This window comes from Rhizobium sp. WYCCWR 11146 (assembly GCF_013591995.1).
Taxonomy (GTDB): Bacteria; Pseudomonadota; Alphaproteobacteria; order Rhizobiales; family Rhizobiaceae; genus Rhizobium; species Rhizobium indicum.
The window spans coordinates 65,467-83,260 of sequence record NZ_JACCEY010000031.1; the positions used below are offsets into that span (position 1 = coordinate 65,467).

18 protein-coding genes and 1 tRNA gene are annotated in these 17,794 nt (G+C 60.9%); 11 read left to right on the plus strand and 8 right to left on the minus strand.

Annotated features, from left to right (window positions below):
- Positions 1-476 (minus strand): adenylate/guanylate cyclase domain-containing protein (locus HX899_RS24630; RefSeq protein ID WP_181293633.1); only part of this gene is annotated, 476 nt, incomplete at its 3' end.
- A 386-nt stretch (positions 477-862) separates the two neighbouring features.
- Here HX899_RS24630 and HX899_RS24635 point away from each other — a divergent pair.
- Positions 863-1,057 carry a hypothetical protein gene (locus HX899_RS24635; RefSeq protein ID WP_181293634.1) on the plus strand — a complete coding sequence of 65 codons (195 nt, stop codon included), beginning with the start codon at positions 863-865 and terminating at the stop codon, positions 1,055-1,057.
- 22 nt (positions 1,058-1,079) lie between these two features.
- On the opposite strand, the gene HX899_RS24640 is transcribed toward HX899_RS24635, so the two are convergent.
- The 4 genes from HX899_RS24640 to HX899_RS24655 all read right to left on the minus strand — a co-directional run bounded on the left by HX899_RS24640 (position 1,080) and on the right by HX899_RS24655 (position 7,367).
- Positions 1,080-2,951 carry an adenylate/guanylate cyclase domain-containing protein gene (locus tag HX899_RS24640; protein ID WP_181293635.1) on the minus strand — a complete coding sequence of 624 codons (1,872 nt, stop codon included), beginning with the start codon at positions 2,949-2,951 and terminating at the stop codon, positions 1,080-1,082.
- A gap of 480 nt (positions 2,952-3,431) precedes the next feature.
- A tRNA-Arg gene (locus HX899_RS24645) sits at positions 3,432-3,508 on the minus strand.
- Positions 3,509-3,630: 122 nt separating this feature from the next.
- A complete protein-coding gene (locus HX899_RS24650) occupies positions 3,631-5,151 on the minus strand; it encodes an ATP-binding protein (protein ID WP_181293636.1) in 1,521 nt (506 codons plus the stop codon).
- A 218-nt stretch (positions 5,152-5,369) separates the two neighbouring features.
- Complete coding sequence (locus HX899_RS24655; RefSeq protein ID WP_138332341.1) at positions 5,370-7,367, minus strand: methyl-accepting chemotaxis protein; 1,998 nt, start codon at positions 7,365-7,367, stop codon at positions 5,370-5,372.
- A 420-nt stretch (positions 7,368-7,787) separates the two neighbouring features.
- On the opposite strand from HX899_RS24655, the gene rpmH reads away from it, so the two are divergent.
- From rpmH to HX899_RS24695, 8 genes are all read left to right on the plus strand, one after another.
- Positions 7,788-7,922 (plus strand): 50S ribosomal protein L34, encoded by a 135-nt coding sequence (gene rpmH, locus HX899_RS24660; RefSeq protein ID WP_003545006.1) that lies wholly within the window; start codon positions 7,788-7,790, stop codon positions 7,920-7,922.
- Positions 7,923-7,942: 20 nt separating this feature from the next.
- Positions 7,943-8,344, plus strand: coding sequence for a ribonuclease P protein component (gene rnpA / locus HX899_RS24665; RefSeq protein ID WP_138332340.1), 402 nt, complete (start codon positions 7,943-7,945; stop codon positions 8,342-8,344).
- Entirely contained in the window at positions 8,344-10,137 is a 1,794-nt protein-coding gene (gene yidC / locus HX899_RS24670; protein ID WP_138332339.1) for a membrane protein insertase YidC, read from the plus strand. The genes rnpA and yidC overlap by 1 nt, the downstream gene beginning before the upstream one ends.
- 153 nt (positions 10,138-10,290) lie before the next feature.
- A complete protein-coding gene (gene yihA / locus HX899_RS24675) occupies positions 10,291-10,944 on the plus strand; it encodes a ribosome biogenesis GTP-binding protein YihA/YsxC (protein WP_062939810.1) in 654 nt (217 codons plus the stop codon).
- A 267-nt stretch (positions 10,945-11,211) separates the two neighbouring features.
- Complete coding sequence (locus tag HX899_RS24680; RefSeq protein WP_003545000.1) at positions 11,212-11,421, plus strand: cold-shock protein; 210 nt, start codon at positions 11,212-11,214, stop codon at positions 11,419-11,421.
- A 132-nt stretch (positions 11,422-11,553) separates the two neighbouring features.
- Entirely contained in the window at positions 11,554-11,778 is a 225-nt protein-coding gene (locus HX899_RS24685; RefSeq protein ID WP_024323875.1) for a hypothetical protein, read from the plus strand.
- A 121-nt stretch (positions 11,779-11,899) separates the two neighbouring features.
- Positions 11,900-12,175: a hypothetical protein gene (locus HX899_RS24690; protein ID WP_003556110.1), complete on the plus strand. Its 276-nt coding sequence runs from the start codon at positions 11,900-11,902 to the stop codon at positions 12,173-12,175.
- Between the two features lie 121 nt (positions 12,176-12,296).
- The gene (locus HX899_RS24695; protein WP_138332338.1) at positions 12,297-13,373 is read left to right on the plus strand and encodes a sensor histidine kinase; all 1,077 of its coding nucleotides are present in this window, start codon (positions 12,297-12,299) and stop codon (positions 13,371-13,373) included.
- Between the two features lie 170 nt (positions 13,374-13,543).
- Here the strand turns inward: HX899_RS24695 and HX899_RS24700 are convergent, their stop codons facing one another.
- The 3 genes from HX899_RS24700 to HX899_RS24710 form a co-directional block, all read right to left on the minus strand.
- Positions 13,544-14,098: a fasciclin domain-containing protein gene (locus HX899_RS24700; protein WP_181293637.1), complete on the minus strand. Its 555-nt coding sequence runs from the start codon at positions 14,096-14,098 to the stop codon at positions 13,544-13,546.
- A gap of 137 nt (positions 14,099-14,235) precedes the next feature.
- Positions 14,236-14,955, minus strand: coding sequence for an anti-sigma factor domain-containing protein (locus HX899_RS24705; protein ID WP_171599810.1), 720 nt, complete (start codon positions 14,953-14,955; stop codon positions 14,236-14,238).
- On the minus strand, positions 14,952-15,491 hold the full coding sequence (locus tag HX899_RS24710; protein WP_181293638.1) for a sigma-70 family RNA polymerase sigma factor: 540 nt from the start codon (positions 15,489-15,491) through the stop codon (positions 14,952-14,954). Before HX899_RS24710 ends, HX899_RS24705 begins: the two co-directional genes overlap by 4 nt.
- A 143-nt stretch (positions 15,492-15,634) precedes the next feature.
- Here HX899_RS24710 and argB point away from each other — a divergent pair, with 143 nt between their 5' ends.
- Complete coding sequence (argB, locus tag HX899_RS24715; RefSeq protein ID WP_003544982.1) at positions 15,635-16,522, plus strand: acetylglutamate kinase; 888 nt, start codon at positions 15,635-15,637, stop codon at positions 16,520-16,522.
- Between the two features lie 68 nt (positions 16,523-16,590).
- Entirely contained in the window at positions 16,591-17,739 is a 1,149-nt protein-coding gene (locus tag HX899_RS24720) for an alpha-hydroxy acid oxidase (RefSeq protein WP_181293639.1), read from the plus strand.
- Positions 17,740-17,794: the final 55 nt, after the last annotated feature.

The following is a 17,794-nucleotide window of genomic DNA, read 5'->3' on the forward strand; positions in this document are numbered from 1 at the left end:
TCATGATTCTTCACGGAATGTTGGCCGAAATCCTCGAAATCGATCCCCAACCCGTTGCCGATGTGATCGCGCACAATGCCGGCGATCGCGACCCCGCCGGGATCGGCAAGGGATTGCAGGCGCGCCGCGACGTTGACCCCGTCACCATAGATGTCGTCGCCATCGACGATGATGTAGCCGAGATTGACCCCGATGCGATATACGAGGCGGTCCTGGGCCTCCTGAGGTTCGGCTCTAGCCATCCCGCGTTGAACCTCGGTCGCGCACCTTACGGCATCGGCGACACTGGCGAACTCCACCAGCATCCCATCACCCATCAGCTTGACGATCCGTCCGCTGTGAGCGGCAATACAGGGGTCGACCAAGTCATGCCGCAACGACTTGAGGCGGCTCAGCGTACTGATGTCATCGATTTCCATCAAACGGGTGTAGCCGACGATGTCAGCTGAGAGGATCGCCGACAGCCTGCGTTGCATCGGAAGCCCCCACACCCTGTTGACCGCAATGCTTGATCGTAGCGCTTAGAATCCGGCGCAATCATGTCGGGAAAATAGCAGATGCTAAAGGTGAGCCGCTGGGTGGCCGCTTTGGGTGCAATTGGCTCCTCCGGAAACACTGACGCCCTAAGCCGCTGCCGGGCGACCATCCAATTATGGTACCCTGGCTGTAGCGGTCGTTGATGACGGCGATAAAGACGGGAGCATCTGATTTGGTGGCGTATTCCAGAGCCTCTTCTTGCGCGAGGGATCGTTACCTGCAGAGGGCGAGACGATATCGCGCGGGGCTTCGCGTAGAGCCCGGCCTGCTAGGGTGCGCCATCACGGGGTGAATCGGAGAGCCTCAAGAAGTAGCTTGAAAGCCGGTGAAGACCGGCGACGGGAGGAATACGGCGAATCGGCAGTGCGGTTCTCGGCAGTTCGCCGGCCTGGAAAACCCGCCGAAGCAGTTCATGGCGGGCGGTGACGCCATATCAGCGGTGGTCCCTGTTCTGGAGCAGCGCCTCATTGAGCTGCATGCCTATGAAGAGCTGTCCAAGTCCACGAACGGATCGTTCTAAAACCGCGACGCTGACAGGAACGTCAAGCCGTCTCCGGGGCTTTGGCTCTCGCTAGGTCCTGCAGGAACTCTTCCATCAAGGGCTCGTCGCCGAACCGGCGATAAGCCCTTTCCGCTTCCAGCGAGAATGCCGGATGGGCTTCAACAAGGCTCGCCATGGTAGCCTGCGCCTTTTCAAGCTCTCCGCTTCCACCCTGCAACGCGGCTTGGATGAGAAGGCAATTCGCATCGCGGGGCGCTCGGACAAGACACTCGCTGATGACCGCGGCCGCCTCTTCGCGACGGCCATCGGCATAAAGCGCCTGACCATGCACATAGGCATAGTATTCCGGTGCCATGGGGTGCAGTCGGCGCGCCCGCTCCGCGTTGGCGACAGCGTCCGGATAGTCTCCGAACCGGACCTGCGCTTTGGCCAGCGCAATCATACTGTCGGGATCGTTGGGGTTCAGTTCGACCGCACGCTGCGCCGCCTGAAGTCCGCCGGAATAGTCCGCCTGCAGCGCAAGTCCGAAACTGATTACCTGATATCCAAAACCGAGATTGGGATCGAGCCGCACGGCCTGCCGCGCCTCACTGAGCCCCAAATCCAGCTCGGGCGCTGCGGCTTGACCGCCGGGCCTTTGCGCCACTTCGCCGATATAGGTCAACGCAAGGCCTGCGCGGGCTGCGGCATAAGCCGGGTCCATTTCCAGGGCGCGCTGGTACAGGCCACGGGCGGCGAGAATAGCGTTATGGTCAGTGGCGCCGTGCCGGTAACGGTCGCGGGCCTGCAAGACTAGATCATAGGCCTGCAGACTATCCGTCGGCCGCAGCGCCGCCGCTGCCGCTTCGCTTCGACCGATATAGGGCGCGAGCTGCGCGACGATTTCCGTGGTGAGTTCGCTCTGGACAGTGAAAACGTCAGCAACCTTCTTGTCGAAACTGCGCGACCATAGGTGCGCGCCCGTGCCGACATCAATGAGCTGCGCCGAAACGCGGAGCTGGTCGCCTTCCCGGCGCGCGCTGCCTTCAACCACGTAATCAACGCCAAGCTTTGCCGCGAGCTTGCGTACATCCGTCTCCTGACCGCGCGCGGCATAAGTGGAATCGCGGGCAATGACCTGAAGCTCGGGATTACGAGCGAGCGCCGTGGTCACGTCCTCGGTCAGTCCGTCCGCAAAGTAAGGCTGATTACCGCTGCCGCTCATGGTTGCGAACGGCATGACGGCAATCGAGGGCCTGGGGTCTCGACGGGTCTGGTCCAGAGAGAGTGCAGCCGGGATGCCGCTCACCATCGCTGCCAGCGGAAGAGGTGAAATCTGGGTGCCGATGAGAATGAGAGCGATGGCAGCAACGCCATAAGACCAGCGCGCCGCGCTGCAGCGCAGGACATGTGGCACCTGCCGCCAGATCGACCAGGAAGAGCCCGCCCGCCTTACGCGGTACACTTCAAGCAGCTCGGGAATATTCTTGGCGCGCCTGCGGCCGACTCGGGCGAACAGATCGCCGCGGTTGCGCTCGGCGGCCATCACCACAGCGCCGCTGACGAATATCTGGCCGGGCTCGGTCATGGCTTCAAGCCGGGCCGCGACGTTCACCCCATCCCCATAGACATCACCATTATCCTCGATGACATCACCGAGGTTGATGCCGATACGCAGCTTGAAAGGCCCGTCGTCAAAACCTTGCTGGATGGCAAGTGCCGCATCAACGGCCGCGTTGACGCTCGGGAACATCGCAAGGAAGCCGTCACCCGTCGTTTTGAAGGTGGTTCCGCCATGGCGGGCGACAGTCGGGTCGATCAGATGGTCAAAAACGGTGCGCAGCTCTGCATAGGTGGAAGACTCGTCCTCGGCCATCAGCCGGCTATAGCCGACGATATCAGCGGCCATGATTGCCGCGAGCTTGCGTTGCATTTCAGTCTCCCAACGGAGTGGCTTGGCACACAGCCGGCACTGCTAACAATTGGTGTGCAGCGATCATTCAGACTAGTCCTGCAATTCGGGAAGCGGTAATCAATACAGCTCATAAATGCGTGAATATTGAGACGGTCCGTCAATTGGCGGTCCGCCAGCCCCTACTTCGTCTGGAGCCGTCCCATCGCCTCACCGATGAGGGCGAGCGCGATCACGCGAAGGCCGCGCTGGAGCGAGCGTTCGCGGCGTTGCGTCCTGACACGCGCTGGACTGAGGAGAAAATCGACGCGTCGCCCGCCTCATGCGGAAGAAGGCAACGCAAGGGCCGATACCTTTCCGCCGCGCCTACCTTCGCTCCGTTATCGATCAGGTCGAAGTCGATGACGATGGAATCCGCATCCACGGAAGGTGGGACGTTCTGGAGCGTCTCGTCATGAGCCGAGCGGCTGCGGCAGGAGTGCCTAGTTTTTGTATGGAAAATGGCGCACCCGAAGAGATTCGAACTCCTGACCCCCAGATTCGTAGTCTGGTGCTCTATCCAGCTGAGCTACGGGTGCGTGCAAAATGCGGCGGTGCCGCTTGCGTGGCGATCCTCTAAAACGTCCGTCGGGACAATGCAAGAGCATTTCTGAAAAAATCGCGTCTTTGTCTGCCCGAAGCTACGCCTTACGAAACCCCGTCACTTTTCAATATGCGTCCGGCTGCGGTAATCCTCCAGCGAAACCGGGCGATCGGGGATCTCGATGCGGAACTGGGTGCCGACCGTCGGTTTTTCCACCAGCGCGATCGTGCCGCCATGGGCGAGCACCAGCTCGCGGGCGATGGTGAGGCCAAGGCCGGTGCCGCCGGAGCGGGCGGAGCCGCGGAAGGCAGCAAAAAGGTTCTGGCGCGCCTTCAGCGGCATGCCGGGCCCGGTATCATCCACGGTGATGTTGACGACGCTGCCGACGCGCTGGGCGGAAACGGTGATGCGCCTCAGGGAGCCTGGGCCGCCCTCGCCCGGCGACGTCAGCGCCTGCAGCGCGTTGCGGCAGAGATTGTGGATGACGCGGAAAAGCTGCTCGCTATCGGCATCGACCTCAAGCTCGGCGCCGATCTGCTCTGCGAATTCGATGCCGCTTTGCGGATCGATCGCCAGCATGTCCTTGACGTCCTGGGTCAGTTCCAACAGGCGGATATGGCGGCGGCGCGGCGCGGATTCACTCGCCTTGCCGTAGGACAGCACCTCGGTGGTATAACCGACGGCGCGGTCGATGGTGCGCAGCAGTTTCGGGGCAAAGCTTTTCACCATCGGATCATCGACATCGACCAGCCGGTCCGACATCAGCTGCGCAGACGCCAGGATATTGCGCATGTCGTGATTGATCTTGGAGACGGCGAGGCCGAGAGCGGCCAGGTTCTTCTGCTGCTTCAGCGTCTTCTGCAGCTCCATCTGCATCGAGGTGAGATTGCGGCCGGCGACCGCCAGTTCGTCGCGGCCGCCATCGCCGATATAGATATGGGCCGGGTTGTCAGGATCGGAGGAGAATTGCTGCATGCTGCCGGTCAGCCGGCGGATCGGGCCGATGAGGATGCGGTTGATCGCAAAGAAGATCAGCGTCGCCGTGAACAGCGAGATCAGCACCGACAGCAAGAGGACGTTGCGGGAATAGACGAACATCGCCCTGCGCAGCGGCCTGTCCTTCATCACCACCTCGACGCCGGTGTTGGTTTCGCCGACGGGGCCATAGACGCGGATTATCCTGCTGCCGCCGAAGACCAGCGTATCGAGTGCGTCGCGTATCGCCGTTACCGGCGGCACGTCAGTGAGATCATAGGCTTCATCGACGGAGGCCGGCATGTCGGTCGTCGCCAGCAGCCGCGAGGTGCCGTCCTTGCGCAGCACGATCGCCTTGGTGCCGGTCGCCTCCAGCGTCTCCTTCTGCAGCGCGCGCGGCAGCTCGACCGGCTGCAGCCCATCGATGACGATGGCGGCGGCAGCGGCGGTGTTCAGCCTGTCCTGCAGCCAGCGCACGCGCATGCTGGCGACCGAGGGAAAGAAGATCAGGATTTCGGCCAGCATGATAAAGAAGACGGTGAGCCAGAGCAGCTTGCCGGAGAGGCCGCCGAACATACGGGCAGGCGGGCACGGCGCCCTTACGGCCTCGCCGGCCGCCGGGTTTTCCGCCGAAGGATTGTCGGCCTGGTCTCTCATCGGCATTCTCGTCTCGCCCGATCGGCAGCACCCAGGCCGCCCTTACCGTTGAGCTCTATATTAGACCAAGATGCTCCGCTTTCAAATCTTTGCGAGCAGCGTCATGTCGTCACAAAGAAACGCCGCCCGGAGGCGGCGTTAGAGTGGCGTGACTCGAGTCTTTTATTTTACGCAATTCCGGACAGAAAATCGCTTTCACACTTTTCCTGGAATTGCTCTGAGGATCAAAACTCTTCCCAGCTCTGCTCGGCTGCGGCCGCATTGCCGCCGAAGGCGCGGGCGACCTTGGCAATCGCCCGGCGGGCGGGCGAGGCAACCGGTCTTTGCGGCTCGTGGCGGACGAGCGCCACGGGTGCCGGCGCATCATCCGGCAGTTTGAAGCGGGCAATGAGGCGCACCAGTCCACCAGCTTCGGCCGACAGCCTATGCGTGGCGGCGGAGGTCTCTTCCACCATTGCCGCATTCTGCTGTGTCACCTGGTCCATCTGGTTGACGGCGGTATTGACTTCCTTGAGGCCGGTCGACTGTTCGGTCGCAGCCGTCGCGATCGAATGGATATGATCGTTGATGGCAATGACGCGGGTGCCGATTTCGGCCAGCGCCTCGCCGGTCGCCTGGACCAGCTTGACGCCAACCTGCACCTCGTTGCCCGATTTGGTGATCAGCGCCTTGATGTCCTTGGCAGCCGTTGCCGAACGCTGGGCGAGTTCGCGCACTTCCTGCGCGACCACCGCGAAGCCCTTTCCGGCATCGCCGGCGCGTGCCGCCTCGACGCCGGCATTCAGCGCCAAGAGGTTGGTCTGGAAGGCGATCTCATCGATGACGTTGATGATCTGGCTGATTTCGCGCGAGGCCTGCTCGATCCGGCCCATGGCCTCGACGGCATTGCCCACGACGACACCGGAGCGGCCGGCATTCTCCTTGGCTTCGGACACCATGATGGTGGCTTCATGCGCCCGCTCGGTGGAATTCTGGACGACGGCGGTGATCTCGTCGAGTGCTGCCGAGGTCTCTTCGAGGGCGGCTGCCTGCTGCTCGGTGCGCTTCGACAGGTCGTCGCTGGCATTGCGCAGCTCGGCGGTGTTGCCGTTCATCGCTTCCGTCGTCTCGCGCACTTCGCGCATCGTCGCCTGCAGGGTGACAAAGGTATTGTTGACGTTCTGCTGCAGCTCGGCGAAGGCGCCCTGGAAGTTGCCGCTCATCGTCTGGGTGAGGTCGCCTTCGGCAAGGCTTGCGATGACGCGGCGGGTCTCACCGATGCCGGCATCGACGCTCGACAGCAGCATGTTGATGTTGCCGGCGAACTGATTGAGGTTATCGTCCTCGTAGTCCTTGCTGATGCGGTGGCCGAAATCGCCGGCTGCTGCCGCTGCCACGACGACAGACATGCTCGACTGCAGGTCGTCGCTCTTGGCGCGCATCGCCGCCTCCTGGGCGTTCAGGCGCTTGACGGCAAGGCCGTTCGCCTTGAAGACCGCTACCGCTGCGGCCATCTCGCCGATTTCATCCGGACGGCCGGCAAAGGGGACCTCGGCGTCGAAATTGCCGTCGGCAACTTCCTTGATCGCATGGGTGACGCGCTTGATCGGGCGGCTGAGATGGCTGGTGCCGATATAGAAGCCCATGCCGACGCCGACCGCGATGCCGATGCCGGTGATGCTGAGCACAAGCATCAGCACCCAGGAGCGGAAGCTCTCGATCTCGGCGTTGACGGTCTCCAGCGCTGCCTTGTCGATGGCGACGACGGCATCGATTTCCGCCTGGAACGCCTTGCGGTTGGCGCGGTTGGCGTCATTGTTGCCTTGTTGGCCGGCGGCTTCGGGGCCGACTTCCGTGCCGAGGCGGGCCGTTTCCGTGCGGAAGGTGCGGAATTCCGCGGCGCGCGCGACAAGCTTGGCAAAATCGTCCTTTTCATCCTCGGGAACGAGCGGCGCCCAGCCCGAGATGACCTTGTCGATCTCGTCGAGGCCGGCCAGCAAGCCCTTGGCGAAGTTCGGCGTATCCTTGATCGTTTTGGCGGCATAGATACCGCGCGATTCCATGACCACGGCGGTGACGAAACGATTGAGGCGTTCGCCGGCATAGGCGCGGCTGGCGGCCTGCTCGTAAGCCGTCAGGTTGCGACTGTATTCGTGCATGGCGGACAATGCCGTCGCACCGATCAGAAGTGCGACCGCGCCCATCACGCAAACCAGCAGATTAATTTTGCCCCGGATCTTCAATGCAATGCTCCTAGCTACGCCACTGCCTGGAAAGCAAATTCCCAGTCGATACGTTGAATATCGGCGAAATTTATTAAAGTTAGATTTCTAATATTTACGATTATGGCTTCGGAATTGATCCATGCCGAATACGGTCGGGCGGCGTAAACGCCTGAAAACCGGGGCGATCGATCTGCCGCGGCGCAAAATTACAACCACTCAGGGCAGGCCTAATTTCTTAACACCAGAGTGCGAACTTACTTTCGGGACCGGCAGCGCAGAGCGAAATTATCCGGCATAATTGACTTTTACAGGCTTCATCCTTATAAGCCCGCGCACGTTCGGTCACTCAAGCCTTTCATGGCCCCGCCCGTTCGAAAAACAACGCTCCTTGCATTATGCAAATTCAAGAAGGGCCGCACTCCGCGGTGTTTAAAATAAATGAAGCGTACCTACCAACCATCCAAGCTTGTTCGCAAGCGTCGCCACGGTTTCCGTGCCCGCATGTCCACGAAGGGTGGCCGCAAGGTCATCGCAGCCCGCCGCGCGCAGGGCCGCAATCGTCTGTCGGCGTAAGCCGGGTTGCCCGGTAAGAGATGGCGGGCGAATTGACGATCAGTGATAAGAAACACACTGTCGGGCGGCTGAAGAGCCGCCCGCAGTTTCTTGCCGCGCGCGAGGGCGAAAAACGCCGGGGCGGCTTCTTCCTTCTCGAAGTCCTCGACCGGAAGGAACCCGACAGCCAGGCACGCGTCGGTTTTACAGTCACCAAAAAACATGGCAACGCGGTCGAACGGAACCGTATGCGCCGCCGCCTGAAAGAGGCGGTGCGGCTTCATGCGGGGTTTGCAATGCAGCCCGGACACGACTATGTGGTTGTCGCGCGCAGGGACGTGCTTGACGCGTCCTTCCAGGAATTGGCCGCGGAACTGAAATCCCGCGTGGAAACCAGGCCGAAACATCGGCGCTCCGGAGACGGACGCCCCAGGAACGTATGATGGAAAACAACCGCAATTATTTCATTGCGATCGCTCTCTCGGTGCTGATCGTCCTCGGCTGGCAGTTTCTCTATATGAACCCGCGCATCGAGGCCCAGCGCAAGGCGCAGGAAGCACAGAAGGCGCAGCAGCAGACCGAGCAGGTGCAGCAGCCCGCAGCAGGCGGTCAGGCACCGGCCCAGACGAGCGGCGCTGCCCCTTCCGGCCAGGCGGCCGCGACGGCGACGCTCGAGCAGGCGTTGGCAAAGACCCCGCGCGTCGTCATCGATACGCCGGCACTTTCCGGCTCGATCAACCTTGCCGGCGCCCGTCTCGACGATCTGAAGCTCAAGGGCTATCACGAGACCGTCGACGACTCGAGCCCGATCATCACGCTGTTCAGCCCGGCGGAAACCAAGGACGGCTATTTCACCGAACTCGGCTATATCGGCAGCGACGCGACGGGCAGCGTTCCGGGTCCCTCGACGCTCTGGACCGCACCTGAGGGCGCCAAGCTCACCGAAAAGACGCCGGTGACGCTTTCCTATACCAATGACAAGGGCCTGACCTTCACCCGCACCATTTCCGTCGACGAACGCTACATGTTCACCGTCGCCGACAAGATCGAAAACACAGGCCAGGCGCCCGCTGCGCTGTCTTCCTACGGCCGCGTGACGCGTTACAACAAGCCGACGACGCCGTCCGTCTACGTCCTGCATGAAGGCTTCATCGGCGTGATCGGCGATGACGGCCTGATCGAAACCAAATATAGCGCCGTCGAGAAGGAAGCCGTGGCACCGGCGAAATCCACCGGCGGCTGGCTTGGCATCACCGACAAATATTGGGCGGCGACAATCGTTCCGCCGCAGAGTGCCGCCTATGAGGCGCATTTCTCCTATTTCGCCGATGGCCAGCCGCGCTATCAGGCCGACTACAAGGACGATGCCTTCACCGTTGCGCCGGGCCAATCGATCGAGCTGAAGAACCTCGTCTTCGCCGGCGCCAAGGAAGTGCCTGTTATCGACGGTTATGAGGCCAGCTATTCGATCCCGAAGTTCGACCGGCTGATCGACTGGGGCTGGTTCTATTTCATCACCAAGCCGATGTTCAAGCTGATGGACTTCTTCTTCCGCTACTTCGGCAATTTCGGCGTGGCGATCCTGTGCACCACCATCGTCGTCAAGGCTCTGTTCTTCCCGCTCGCCAGCAAGCAGTACGCTTCGATGGCGAACATGAAGCGCATGCAGCCGAAGATGGAGGAACTGAAGGCGAAATTCGCCGACGACCGCATGGGGCTGCAGCAGGCAACGATGCAGCTCTACAAGGAAGAAAAGATCAACCCGATCGCCGGCTGCTGGCCGGTGGCGCTTCAGATCCCGATCTTCTTCTCGCTCTACAAGGTGATCTACATCACCATCGAAATGCGGCACGCACCCTTCTTCGGCTGGATCAAGGACCTTTCGGCGCCCGATCCGACGACGATCGTCAATCTGTTCGGCCTGCTGCCTTTCGAGGGGCCGACGCTGCTGCACCTCGGCGTCTGGCCGCTGATCATGGGCGTCACCATGTTCGTGCAGATGCGCATGAACCCGACGCCGCCCGATCCGACGCAGGCGATGATCTTCAACTGGATGCCGCTGGTGTTCATGTTCATGCTGGCAAGCTTCCCGGCCGGCCTGGTCATCTACTGGGCCTGGAACAACACGCTCTCGGTGGCGCAGCAGGGGCTGATCATGAAGCGCCACGGCGTCAAGGTCGAACTCTTCGACAATCTGAAGGGTCTGTTCCGACGAAAAGAAGCGCCGTCGAAATGACGCTTGCCAAGCCCCGCTCCGGCGGGGCTTTTCATTTCCGGGTGGCGGACGAAGGACACAAGGCATGCCGCGCAGGCGCCTGAAAAGCTTGACATCCGCCCGCAAAACCATGAAGCCCGGTAAAAGACCCAACCCAGAGATTGCAGAGCCCGCATGCCCGAAACCGAAAAGCCGCTCTTCGGCCACCCATGGATCTTCATCCGCGGCGTGCCGTCCCTGAACTTCCTGCCGCCGGAAGGGCCGCTGGAAGTGGCCTTTGCCGGTCGCTCTAATGTCGGTAAATCCTCGCTGATCAATGCGCTGGTCGGCCAGAAGGGCCTGGCGCGCACCTCGAACACGCCCGGACGCACGCAGGAACTCAATTATTTCGTGCCGGACGGTTATTCCGGCGAAGGCCAAGACCTGCCGCCGACGGCGATCGTCGACATGCCGGGTTATGGTTATGCGCAGGCACCGAAGGAGCAGGTCGACAAGTGGACCAAGCTCGTCTTCGATTATCTGCGCGGCCGCGCGACGCTGAAGCGCGTCTATGTGCTGATCGACAGCCGCCACGGCATCAAGAAGAACGACGACGATGTGCTTGATCTGCTCGACAAGGCCGCCGTCTCCTACCAGATCGTGCTGACCAAGACCGACAAGATCAAGGCGGCTGGCGTGCCGAAGCTCATTGCCGAAACGGCGGAAAAGATCCGCAAGCGCCCGGCCGCCTATCCCGGCGTGCTGTCCACCTCGTCCGAAAAGGGCGACGGGCTGGACGAACTGCGCCAGGCGATCGCCGAAACCGTCGGCATCGCCCGCTGGAAGTAAAGGGCGTAAGCGGCCCGGACGCGGCGACCTGTCTGGTGTAAAGGCCTCCGCGACACCTCAAAGTTGAATATGTTTCCAATTGAAAACTAAAGGTTGACGATGCAAGCTCGATGAGCTAGACAGCGATCATCGAATTTTGCTTGCTGGCTTGGTTATCGCGCGATTGGCACCGCGCTCTGAACGAACTTCCTTTCAAAAATCGCTATCACCATCCGCATCGCCTTGGCGTTGCGGTTCTTCAATATTGCTATGAAAGGGTTCATCATCATGGCCACTGGCACCGTTAAATGGTTCAATTCCACCAAAGGCTTCGGCTTCATTCAGCCTGATAATGGCGGCGACGACGCCTTCGTTCACATCTCCGCCGTCGAGCGCGCCGGAATGCGCGAACTCGTCGAAGGCCAGAAGATCGGCTTCGACCTCGAGCGTGACAACAAGTCGGGCAAGATGTCCGCTTGCAATCTCCAGAACGCTTAAATCGGTATCGCTTCCCTTTGACCACGGATGTACTGGCACTGCCGGAAGCACGTTATCAATCCAAGGCCAGGCAATTTGCCTGGCCTTTTTTGTTTTCGCTCGCGCGTCGAGCCCATCCGTATCGGAGCCAACATGACAGAGACATACAGCAAATCTCGACAGCGGGCGGAGATTGCCTTCGGCAACGTCCAGACCCAGTTCTTCGCGAAGAACCAGGCGGCCGAAGAGCTCGAATCCGACGCCCAATCGCAACAGGCAAAGACGTTGCGGCTTCGGGAGGCCCGGCTTGCCAGGGAACAGAGTGACCGGGTGTCGGCAACCTCTGCCCTCGTTGCGAAACGCGCCAGGGCCCGCTGAGATCACAACCCGATCGCCAAGCCTCGAGATTTAAAACGCGTCTGAATCGACGGGCTTGCAGATCGCTCGCTGCAGCATGGGCGAAGGCGTGCTGACATTCACTCGCATCAAGGAAGCATCAATGGCAGAGACTCCGCAGGAACTTCAGTCGATCAATACTGCCTGGCAGATCGCCATTCAGGAAATTCTGCGCATGGTGATCAGAGACATGTATCACGGCGGCGGCGAGGCTTCGTTCAAGACGCATATCAAGCGTATCGAAGAAGCGGCCGTCGACAGTATTTACACGGATTTGCGGCTGCGCGGGACTGATGAATGGACGGAAGTGCTGGTCAAGGAAAGGGCGAGCAATTTCGTTACGACCCTGCTGACGTCATTTACCTATGACCGGGCTTAAATCACCCTGTGGCAGGAAATCGATGGACGTGCCGCCGATCAACGCTTGCGTCCCAGCAGTTTTTAAAGCAACCCTAGTTCTCCTGCTGTGCGGGAAAAGCCGCGTCCAAGAGTAATATTTGATGACCGATAGCAAAGACCAGCCGATTTCGCCGGAAGGCGTCGGCAACTTGCCCCATCTTGCCGAAGCCCTTGATGACGACCGGTTTCGACACTTTCTCGATCATGTGCCATTCGCGGTGGCTGTCTCAGAACTCGGTGGCGACGAGCCGCTGGTTTATGTCAATCTCGAATTCGAACGGCTGACGGCGCTTGAGGCAACCGAGGTCCAGGGAAAACCCTGGCCGGAAATTAAATTGAACTCCACCGCCGTCTCCGGAGAGGTGCCGCTCACAGCCGCGGTGACCTCTGCGGAAGAGTATGTTGGTGCCTTCTCGCTCGCCGCCGAACCCGAGAGCACCGTCATTATCGATGTTTGGTCGAATACGATCGTCGACGATGATGACACCCCACTCTTCCGATTGGTGGCCTTTGCTGCCCGCAATGAGGCGACGGCCGCTGAGAGCTTCAGCGAACTGCTGACGGAGAAAGATGTCCTTCTGCGGGAACTACAGCATCGCGTGAAGAACAATCTTCAGATGATCACGGCGCTCATCCGAATGGAGGCGCGCAATGCTCAACAGAATGAGGAAAGCGAAAGGTTTGCACGGCTTGCCGGGCGGATTGAAGCCTTGGCCCTGCTCTATCGCTCGCTGTCAGACGAAGAGAAAGGCGCCACAGTCGATCTTGGTACCTATGTCAGCCAGATTGCCGCCTCGGTGATGGCGGCCCATGCCGTGGAAGGGATCCGGCTGGACATGAAGGTCGATACCTGGCCGGTTTCGGTCGATGTCGCCATGCCGGCCGGCCTCGTCATCAACGAACTCCTCACCAATACGCTGAAGCATGCCTTCTTGGGGCGCGATGGCGGCGAAATCACGCTCCGCTGTGTCGTCAGCGATACCGGGTGCAGGATCACCGTTGCTGATAACGGGGTCGGTCTTCCCCAGGATGTGACCTGGCCGCAGCCGGGAAAGCTGAGCGCGATGATCGTACAGTCGCTGAAACAGAATGCCCGCGCCGAGGTTGAAGTCAGCTCATCCCCTGACACCGGCATGAGTGTTTCCCTCGTCTTCCCGAGAACTGAAGCGGCCCGATAGAGCGCCGTGCGTCTTTTCAGACGCGCTAGGGACGCTCTATCACTTTGAATCTGCGCGTAATCCTTTCCGAAAATCGATTCCGATTTTCGGGGTTATGCTCTAGCCACCTCATCAATTGTGTTTGGGGCGCCCCGATGAGCGCCCCAATGCGTCTGCCGATACGAGCGGGCCTACATCTTCGGCAGCAGCACCTTGTCGACGACGTGGATGACGCCGTTCGACTGTTTGACGTCGGCGATCGTCACATGGGAAACGCCGCCATTTTCGTCGGTCAAGGTGATCTGACCCATGTTTTCCTTGGCTTTCAGCACGCAGCCGCCGACGGTCTTGATGTCGTGCTCGCCTCCGTCATCCTTGATCATCTTGGCGACGGTCTTGGCCATCGCATCGGCGGCAACGACGTGGCAGGTCAGAACCTTGGTGAGCGTCGCTTTGTTTTCCGGCTTCAGCAGTGTATCGACGGTGCCCTTCGGCAGGGCGGCGAAAGCTTCGTTGGTCGGCGCAAAGACGGTGAAGGGGCCTTTGCCCTCGAGCGTGCTGACCAGGCCGGCTGCCTTGACGGCTGCGACCAGCGTCGTGTGATCCTTGGAGTTCACGGCGTTCTCGATGATGTTCTTGCTATCGAACATCGCCGCACCGCCGACCGTCGGGTTTTTCGCGGCGGCAAAGGCGACAGCGGACATGGCGGCGGCGAGCGCGAAGCCGCGCAATACGGACTTGATCATGATTTTCTCCTCACCGGATACAGTCCGCCGGCTTTATGCCTGAGCGTCGTCCGGACATTTCGAACTACGGAGGGCCGCGCCGAAGAGTTTCAGACAGGAGAAATGATTTATGACCGACACGATCATGACCGGTGCGATTAGGGTCGGCGCAGGGGGCCGCTTGCGATCACCGGACCGGTTGCCTGGCCGGTCGGCGAGCCGCCGAAGGGTTCGAGGCTGACGGCAAGCGTTGCGCCATCGGCGAGTTGGCTGCGCAGTTCGGCGGGAATGACAAGTTCACCGCTTTCGCCCGGCTGGAAGACGCCGAGCGATCTCGTCATGCCGCTGCCCGGTACCAGCCAGAGTTCCAGCGACTTCTCCTCCGGCTTACCGGCGGCGACCGGCACGATCTTCAGCCGGCCGCTCTGCAGCTCGTAGGAGGCAAGAAGATTGATGGTGCTGTTCTGGCCCGAAAGCGAGGCCACCAGCGGTGCCGGTCCCTGCGGCTCCGGCACCACGCCGGAGGCGAAGATGACGGCGCTGACGGCAACAACGATGCAAGCGAAGCTCAGCGAACGCCAGAAAACGGCGGAATTCCAGAGCCCCTGCGAAAAGGATGGGGGCTTTTGGCCATCGCCGAACAGCCGCGCCTCGATCTGCTTGAAGGTTTCCCGGTTCGGAGCAACGCCTTCATACTCGTCGTTGAAGGAAGAGAGGTTGGTTTCCCAGCGGCTGACGATCGCAGCGAAGGGGCGGTCGTGGCGCATGCGCTCTTCCACCACCCGGCGATCCTGCAACGACAGGACGCCAAGCACATATTCGCCGGCGAGAACCTCGTCGCGGGAGCGGTCTCCCTTGCTTTTGTCGGGCGATGTCATCGTTCCATGCACTCTCTCAGTTTCAAGAGGCTGCGTCTGAGCCAGGTCCGCATCGTGTTCAGCGGGACACCAAACTGATCGGCCAGTTCCTGATAGCTCAGCCCTTCGACATAAGCCCGTTTCACCGCGACCGCACGATCAGCTTCCAACTCTTCCATGCAGGTGTCAATCCGCCTTCCTTCATCCTTGGTCACCGTCTGCATTTCCGGGTCGGGTCCGGCATCGGCAAAATCGTAGACCGTGTCCAATTCGTCGGCGACGGGCTTGCGCGCCCGCAGCGCATCGATCGACCGATTGCGGGCGATCGCCGCCAGCCATGCCGAGGACGAACCCGAGGCGACGGAGAAGCTGCGAGCGCGTTGCCAGATGCTGATATAGACTTCCTGCAGAGCTTCTTCGGCTTCCGTGCGATCCTTCAAGATACGCAGGCAGATCGAAAAAAGTTTCGGTGCGGTCTGATTGTAGAGGGCCACGAAAGCCCTGCGATCGCCGAGTGCGACGCGGCCGATCAAGTCTGCGATCTCATCGCCTTGCATGCCGTTCCTCATCTCAAGCTTGCGTGCGCCAGACGGTAACGGCGTCCGGCTCCGCGACAGATACGAAAAACTATTGCCCTCTGGATTATTCCCTCTGTCAGAAACTTGCGATAAAAGGCCGCGAACAATTCTGCGGGGTTCCCATGAACGAAACCGAAAGCGAAATGCAGGCACGGCTTCTGGCCAAGGCACTGCCCTTCATGCAGCGTTACGAGAACAAGACGATTGTCGTGAAATATGGCGGCCACGCCATGGGCAATCCCGAGCTCGGCAAGGCCTTTGCCAGCGACATCGCGCTGTTGAAGCAATCGGGCGTCAACCCGATCGTCGTTCATGGCGGCGGCCCGCAAATCGGCGCCATGCTGAGCAAGATGGGCATCGAATCGAAATTCGAGGGCGGCCTTCGCGTCACCGACCAGAAAACGGTCGAGATCGTCGAGATGGTGCTCGCCGGCTCGATCAACAAGGAAATCGTCGCGCTCATCAACCAGACCGGCGAATGGGCGATCGGCCTTTGCGGCAAGGACGGCAACATGGTCTTCGCCGAAAAGGCGCGCAAGACCGTGAAGGATCCGGATTCGAACATCGAGCGCGTGCTCGATCTCGGTTTCGTCGGCGAAGTGGTCGAGGTCGACCGCACGCTGCTCGATCTGCTTGCCCGCTCCGAGATGATCCCGGTCATCGCGCCCGTGGCGCCTGGCCGCGACGGCGCCACCTACAATATCAATGCCGATACCTTTGCCGGCGCCATTGCCGGCGCGTTGAACGCCACCCGGCTGCTGTTCCTGACCGATGTGCCCGGCGTGCTCGACAAGAACGGCCAGCTCATCAAGGAGCTTTCGGTCGCCGAAGCACATGCGCTGATCGCCGATGGCACGATTTCGGGCGGCATGATCCCGAAGGTCGAGACCTGCATGGATGCAATCAAGGCCGGCGTGCAGGGTGTCGTCATCCTGAACGGCAAGACGGCCCATTCCGTCCTGCTCGAGATCTTCACCGAGCACGGCGTCGGAACGCTGATCGTTCCCTGATCGAGGCTGCGCCCTTCATCACGAAGGGCGGATCTTCTGCACACGGGAACAGGGTATCGAGGACAGAAATGCGCCTGACTGACTGCTATAATTTTCACGATTTCCGGCGCATGGCCAAACGGCGTCTTCCCGGGCCGATATTCGACTATATCGACGGCGGTGCCGATGATGAGGTGACGTACCGGCGCAATACCGCGGCCTTCGAGGCCTGCGATCTGGTGCCCGACGTTTTGCGCGGTGTCGCCGATGTCGACATGTCGGTGACCGTCATGGGCCAGAAGCTCGCAATGCCGGTCTATTGCTCACCGACGGCGCTGCAGCGGCTTTTTCACCACCAGGGAGAGCGGGCGGTCGCGGCGGCGGCGGCAAAACATGGGACGATGTTCGGCGTCTCCTCGCTCGGCACGATCAGCCTGGAGGAAGCGAGACAGATCAGCAATGGGCCGCAGGTCTATCAGTTCTATTTCCACAAGGACCGCGGCCTCAACCGCGAGATGATGGCGCGAGCGAAAAATGCCGGCGTGCAGGCGATGATGCTGACGGTCGACAGCATCACCGGCGGCAACCGCGAGCGCGACAAGCGCACGGGCTTTGCCATTCCCTTCAAGCTCAATCTTGCCGGCATGACCCAGTTCGCGATCAAGCCTTCCTGGGCGATCGACTGGCTGACTCATGAGCGCTTCCGGCTGCCGCAGCTCGAAAACCACGTCAAGATGGATGGCGGCACGCTGTCGATCAGCCGATACTTCACCGAGATGCTGGACCCGTCGATGTCGTGGGACGACGTGGCGGAGATGGTGCGCGAATGGGGAGGGCCATTCTGCCTGAAGGGCATCATGTCGGTGGAAGACGCCAAGCGCGCCGCCGAGATCGGCTGCAGCGGCATCGTGCTTTCCAATCATGGCGGGCGCCAGCTCGACGGCTCGCGCAGCGCATTCGACCAGCTGGCCGAGATCGTCGACGCCGTGGGCAACCGGATCGACGTGATGATGGATGGCGGCGTGCAGCGGGGAACGCATGTTCTTAAAGCGCTGTCGCTGGGGGCGAAGGCCGTCGGGCTCGGGCGCTACTATCTCTTCCCGCTTGCCGCTGCCGGACAGCCCGGCGTCGAACGGGCGCTGGAGACGATGCGCACCGAGATCGAGCGCGGCATGAAGCTGATGGGCTGCACCTCGGTCAGCCAGCTCAGCCGGCGGAATCTTCGCTTCCGTTCCTGAGCGGAATGGGATGTCATTCCGGGCCGCAGCTTTCGCACCAGATCTGCGGCCCTCA

Coding starts and splice junctions, on each gene's coding strand:
- HX899_RS24640 (WP_181293635.1), bottom strand. CDS start 2,951: ATGCAACGCAAGCTCGCGGCAATCATGGCCGCTGATATCGTCGGCTAT.
- HX899_RS24650 (WP_181293636.1), bottom strand. CDS start 5,151: ATGCCGATGAGAGACCAGGCCGACAATCCTTCGGCGGAAAACCCGGCG.
- rpmH (WP_003545006.1), top strand. CDS start 7,788: ATGAAGCGTACCTACCAACCATCCAAGCTTGTTCGCAAGCGTCGCCAC.
- rnpA (WP_138332340.1), top strand. CDS start 7,943: ATGGCGGGCGAATTGACGATCAGTGATAAGAAACACACTGTCGGGCGG.
- yidC (WP_138332339.1), top strand. CDS start 8,344: ATGGAAAACAACCGCAATTATTTCATTGCGATCGCTCTCTCGGTGCTG.
- yihA (WP_062939810.1), top strand. CDS start 10,291: ATGCCCGAAACCGAAAAGCCGCTCTTCGGCCACCCATGGATCTTCATC.
- HX899_RS24680 (WP_003545000.1), top strand. CDS start 11,212: ATGGCCACTGGCACCGTTAAATGGTTCAATTCCACCAAAGGCTTCGGC.
- HX899_RS24685 (WP_024323875.1), top strand. CDS start 11,554: ATGACAGAGACATACAGCAAATCTCGACAGCGGGCGGAGATTGCCTTC.
- HX899_RS24690 (WP_003556110.1), top strand. CDS start 11,900: ATGGCAGAGACTCCGCAGGAACTTCAGTCGATCAATACTGCCTGGCAG.
- HX899_RS24695 (WP_138332338.1), top strand. CDS start 12,297: ATGACCGATAGCAAAGACCAGCCGATTTCGCCGGAAGGCGTCGGCAAC.
- HX899_RS24700 (WP_181293637.1), bottom strand. CDS start 14,098: ATGATCAAGTCCGTATTGCGCGGCTTCGCGCTCGCCGCCGCCATGTCC.
- HX899_RS24705 (WP_171599810.1), bottom strand. CDS start 14,955: ATGACATCGCCCGACAAAAGCAAGGGAGACCGCTCCCGCGACGAGGTT.
- HX899_RS24710 (WP_181293638.1), bottom strand. CDS start 15,491: ATGCAAGGCGATGAGATCGCAGACTTGATCGGCCGCGTCGCACTCGGC.
- argB (WP_003544982.1), top strand. CDS start 15,635: ATGAACGAAACCGAAAGCGAAATGCAGGCACGGCTTCTGGCCAAGGCA.
- HX899_RS24720 (WP_181293639.1), top strand. CDS start 16,591: ATGCGCCTGACTGACTGCTATAATTTTCACGATTTCCGGCGCATGGCC.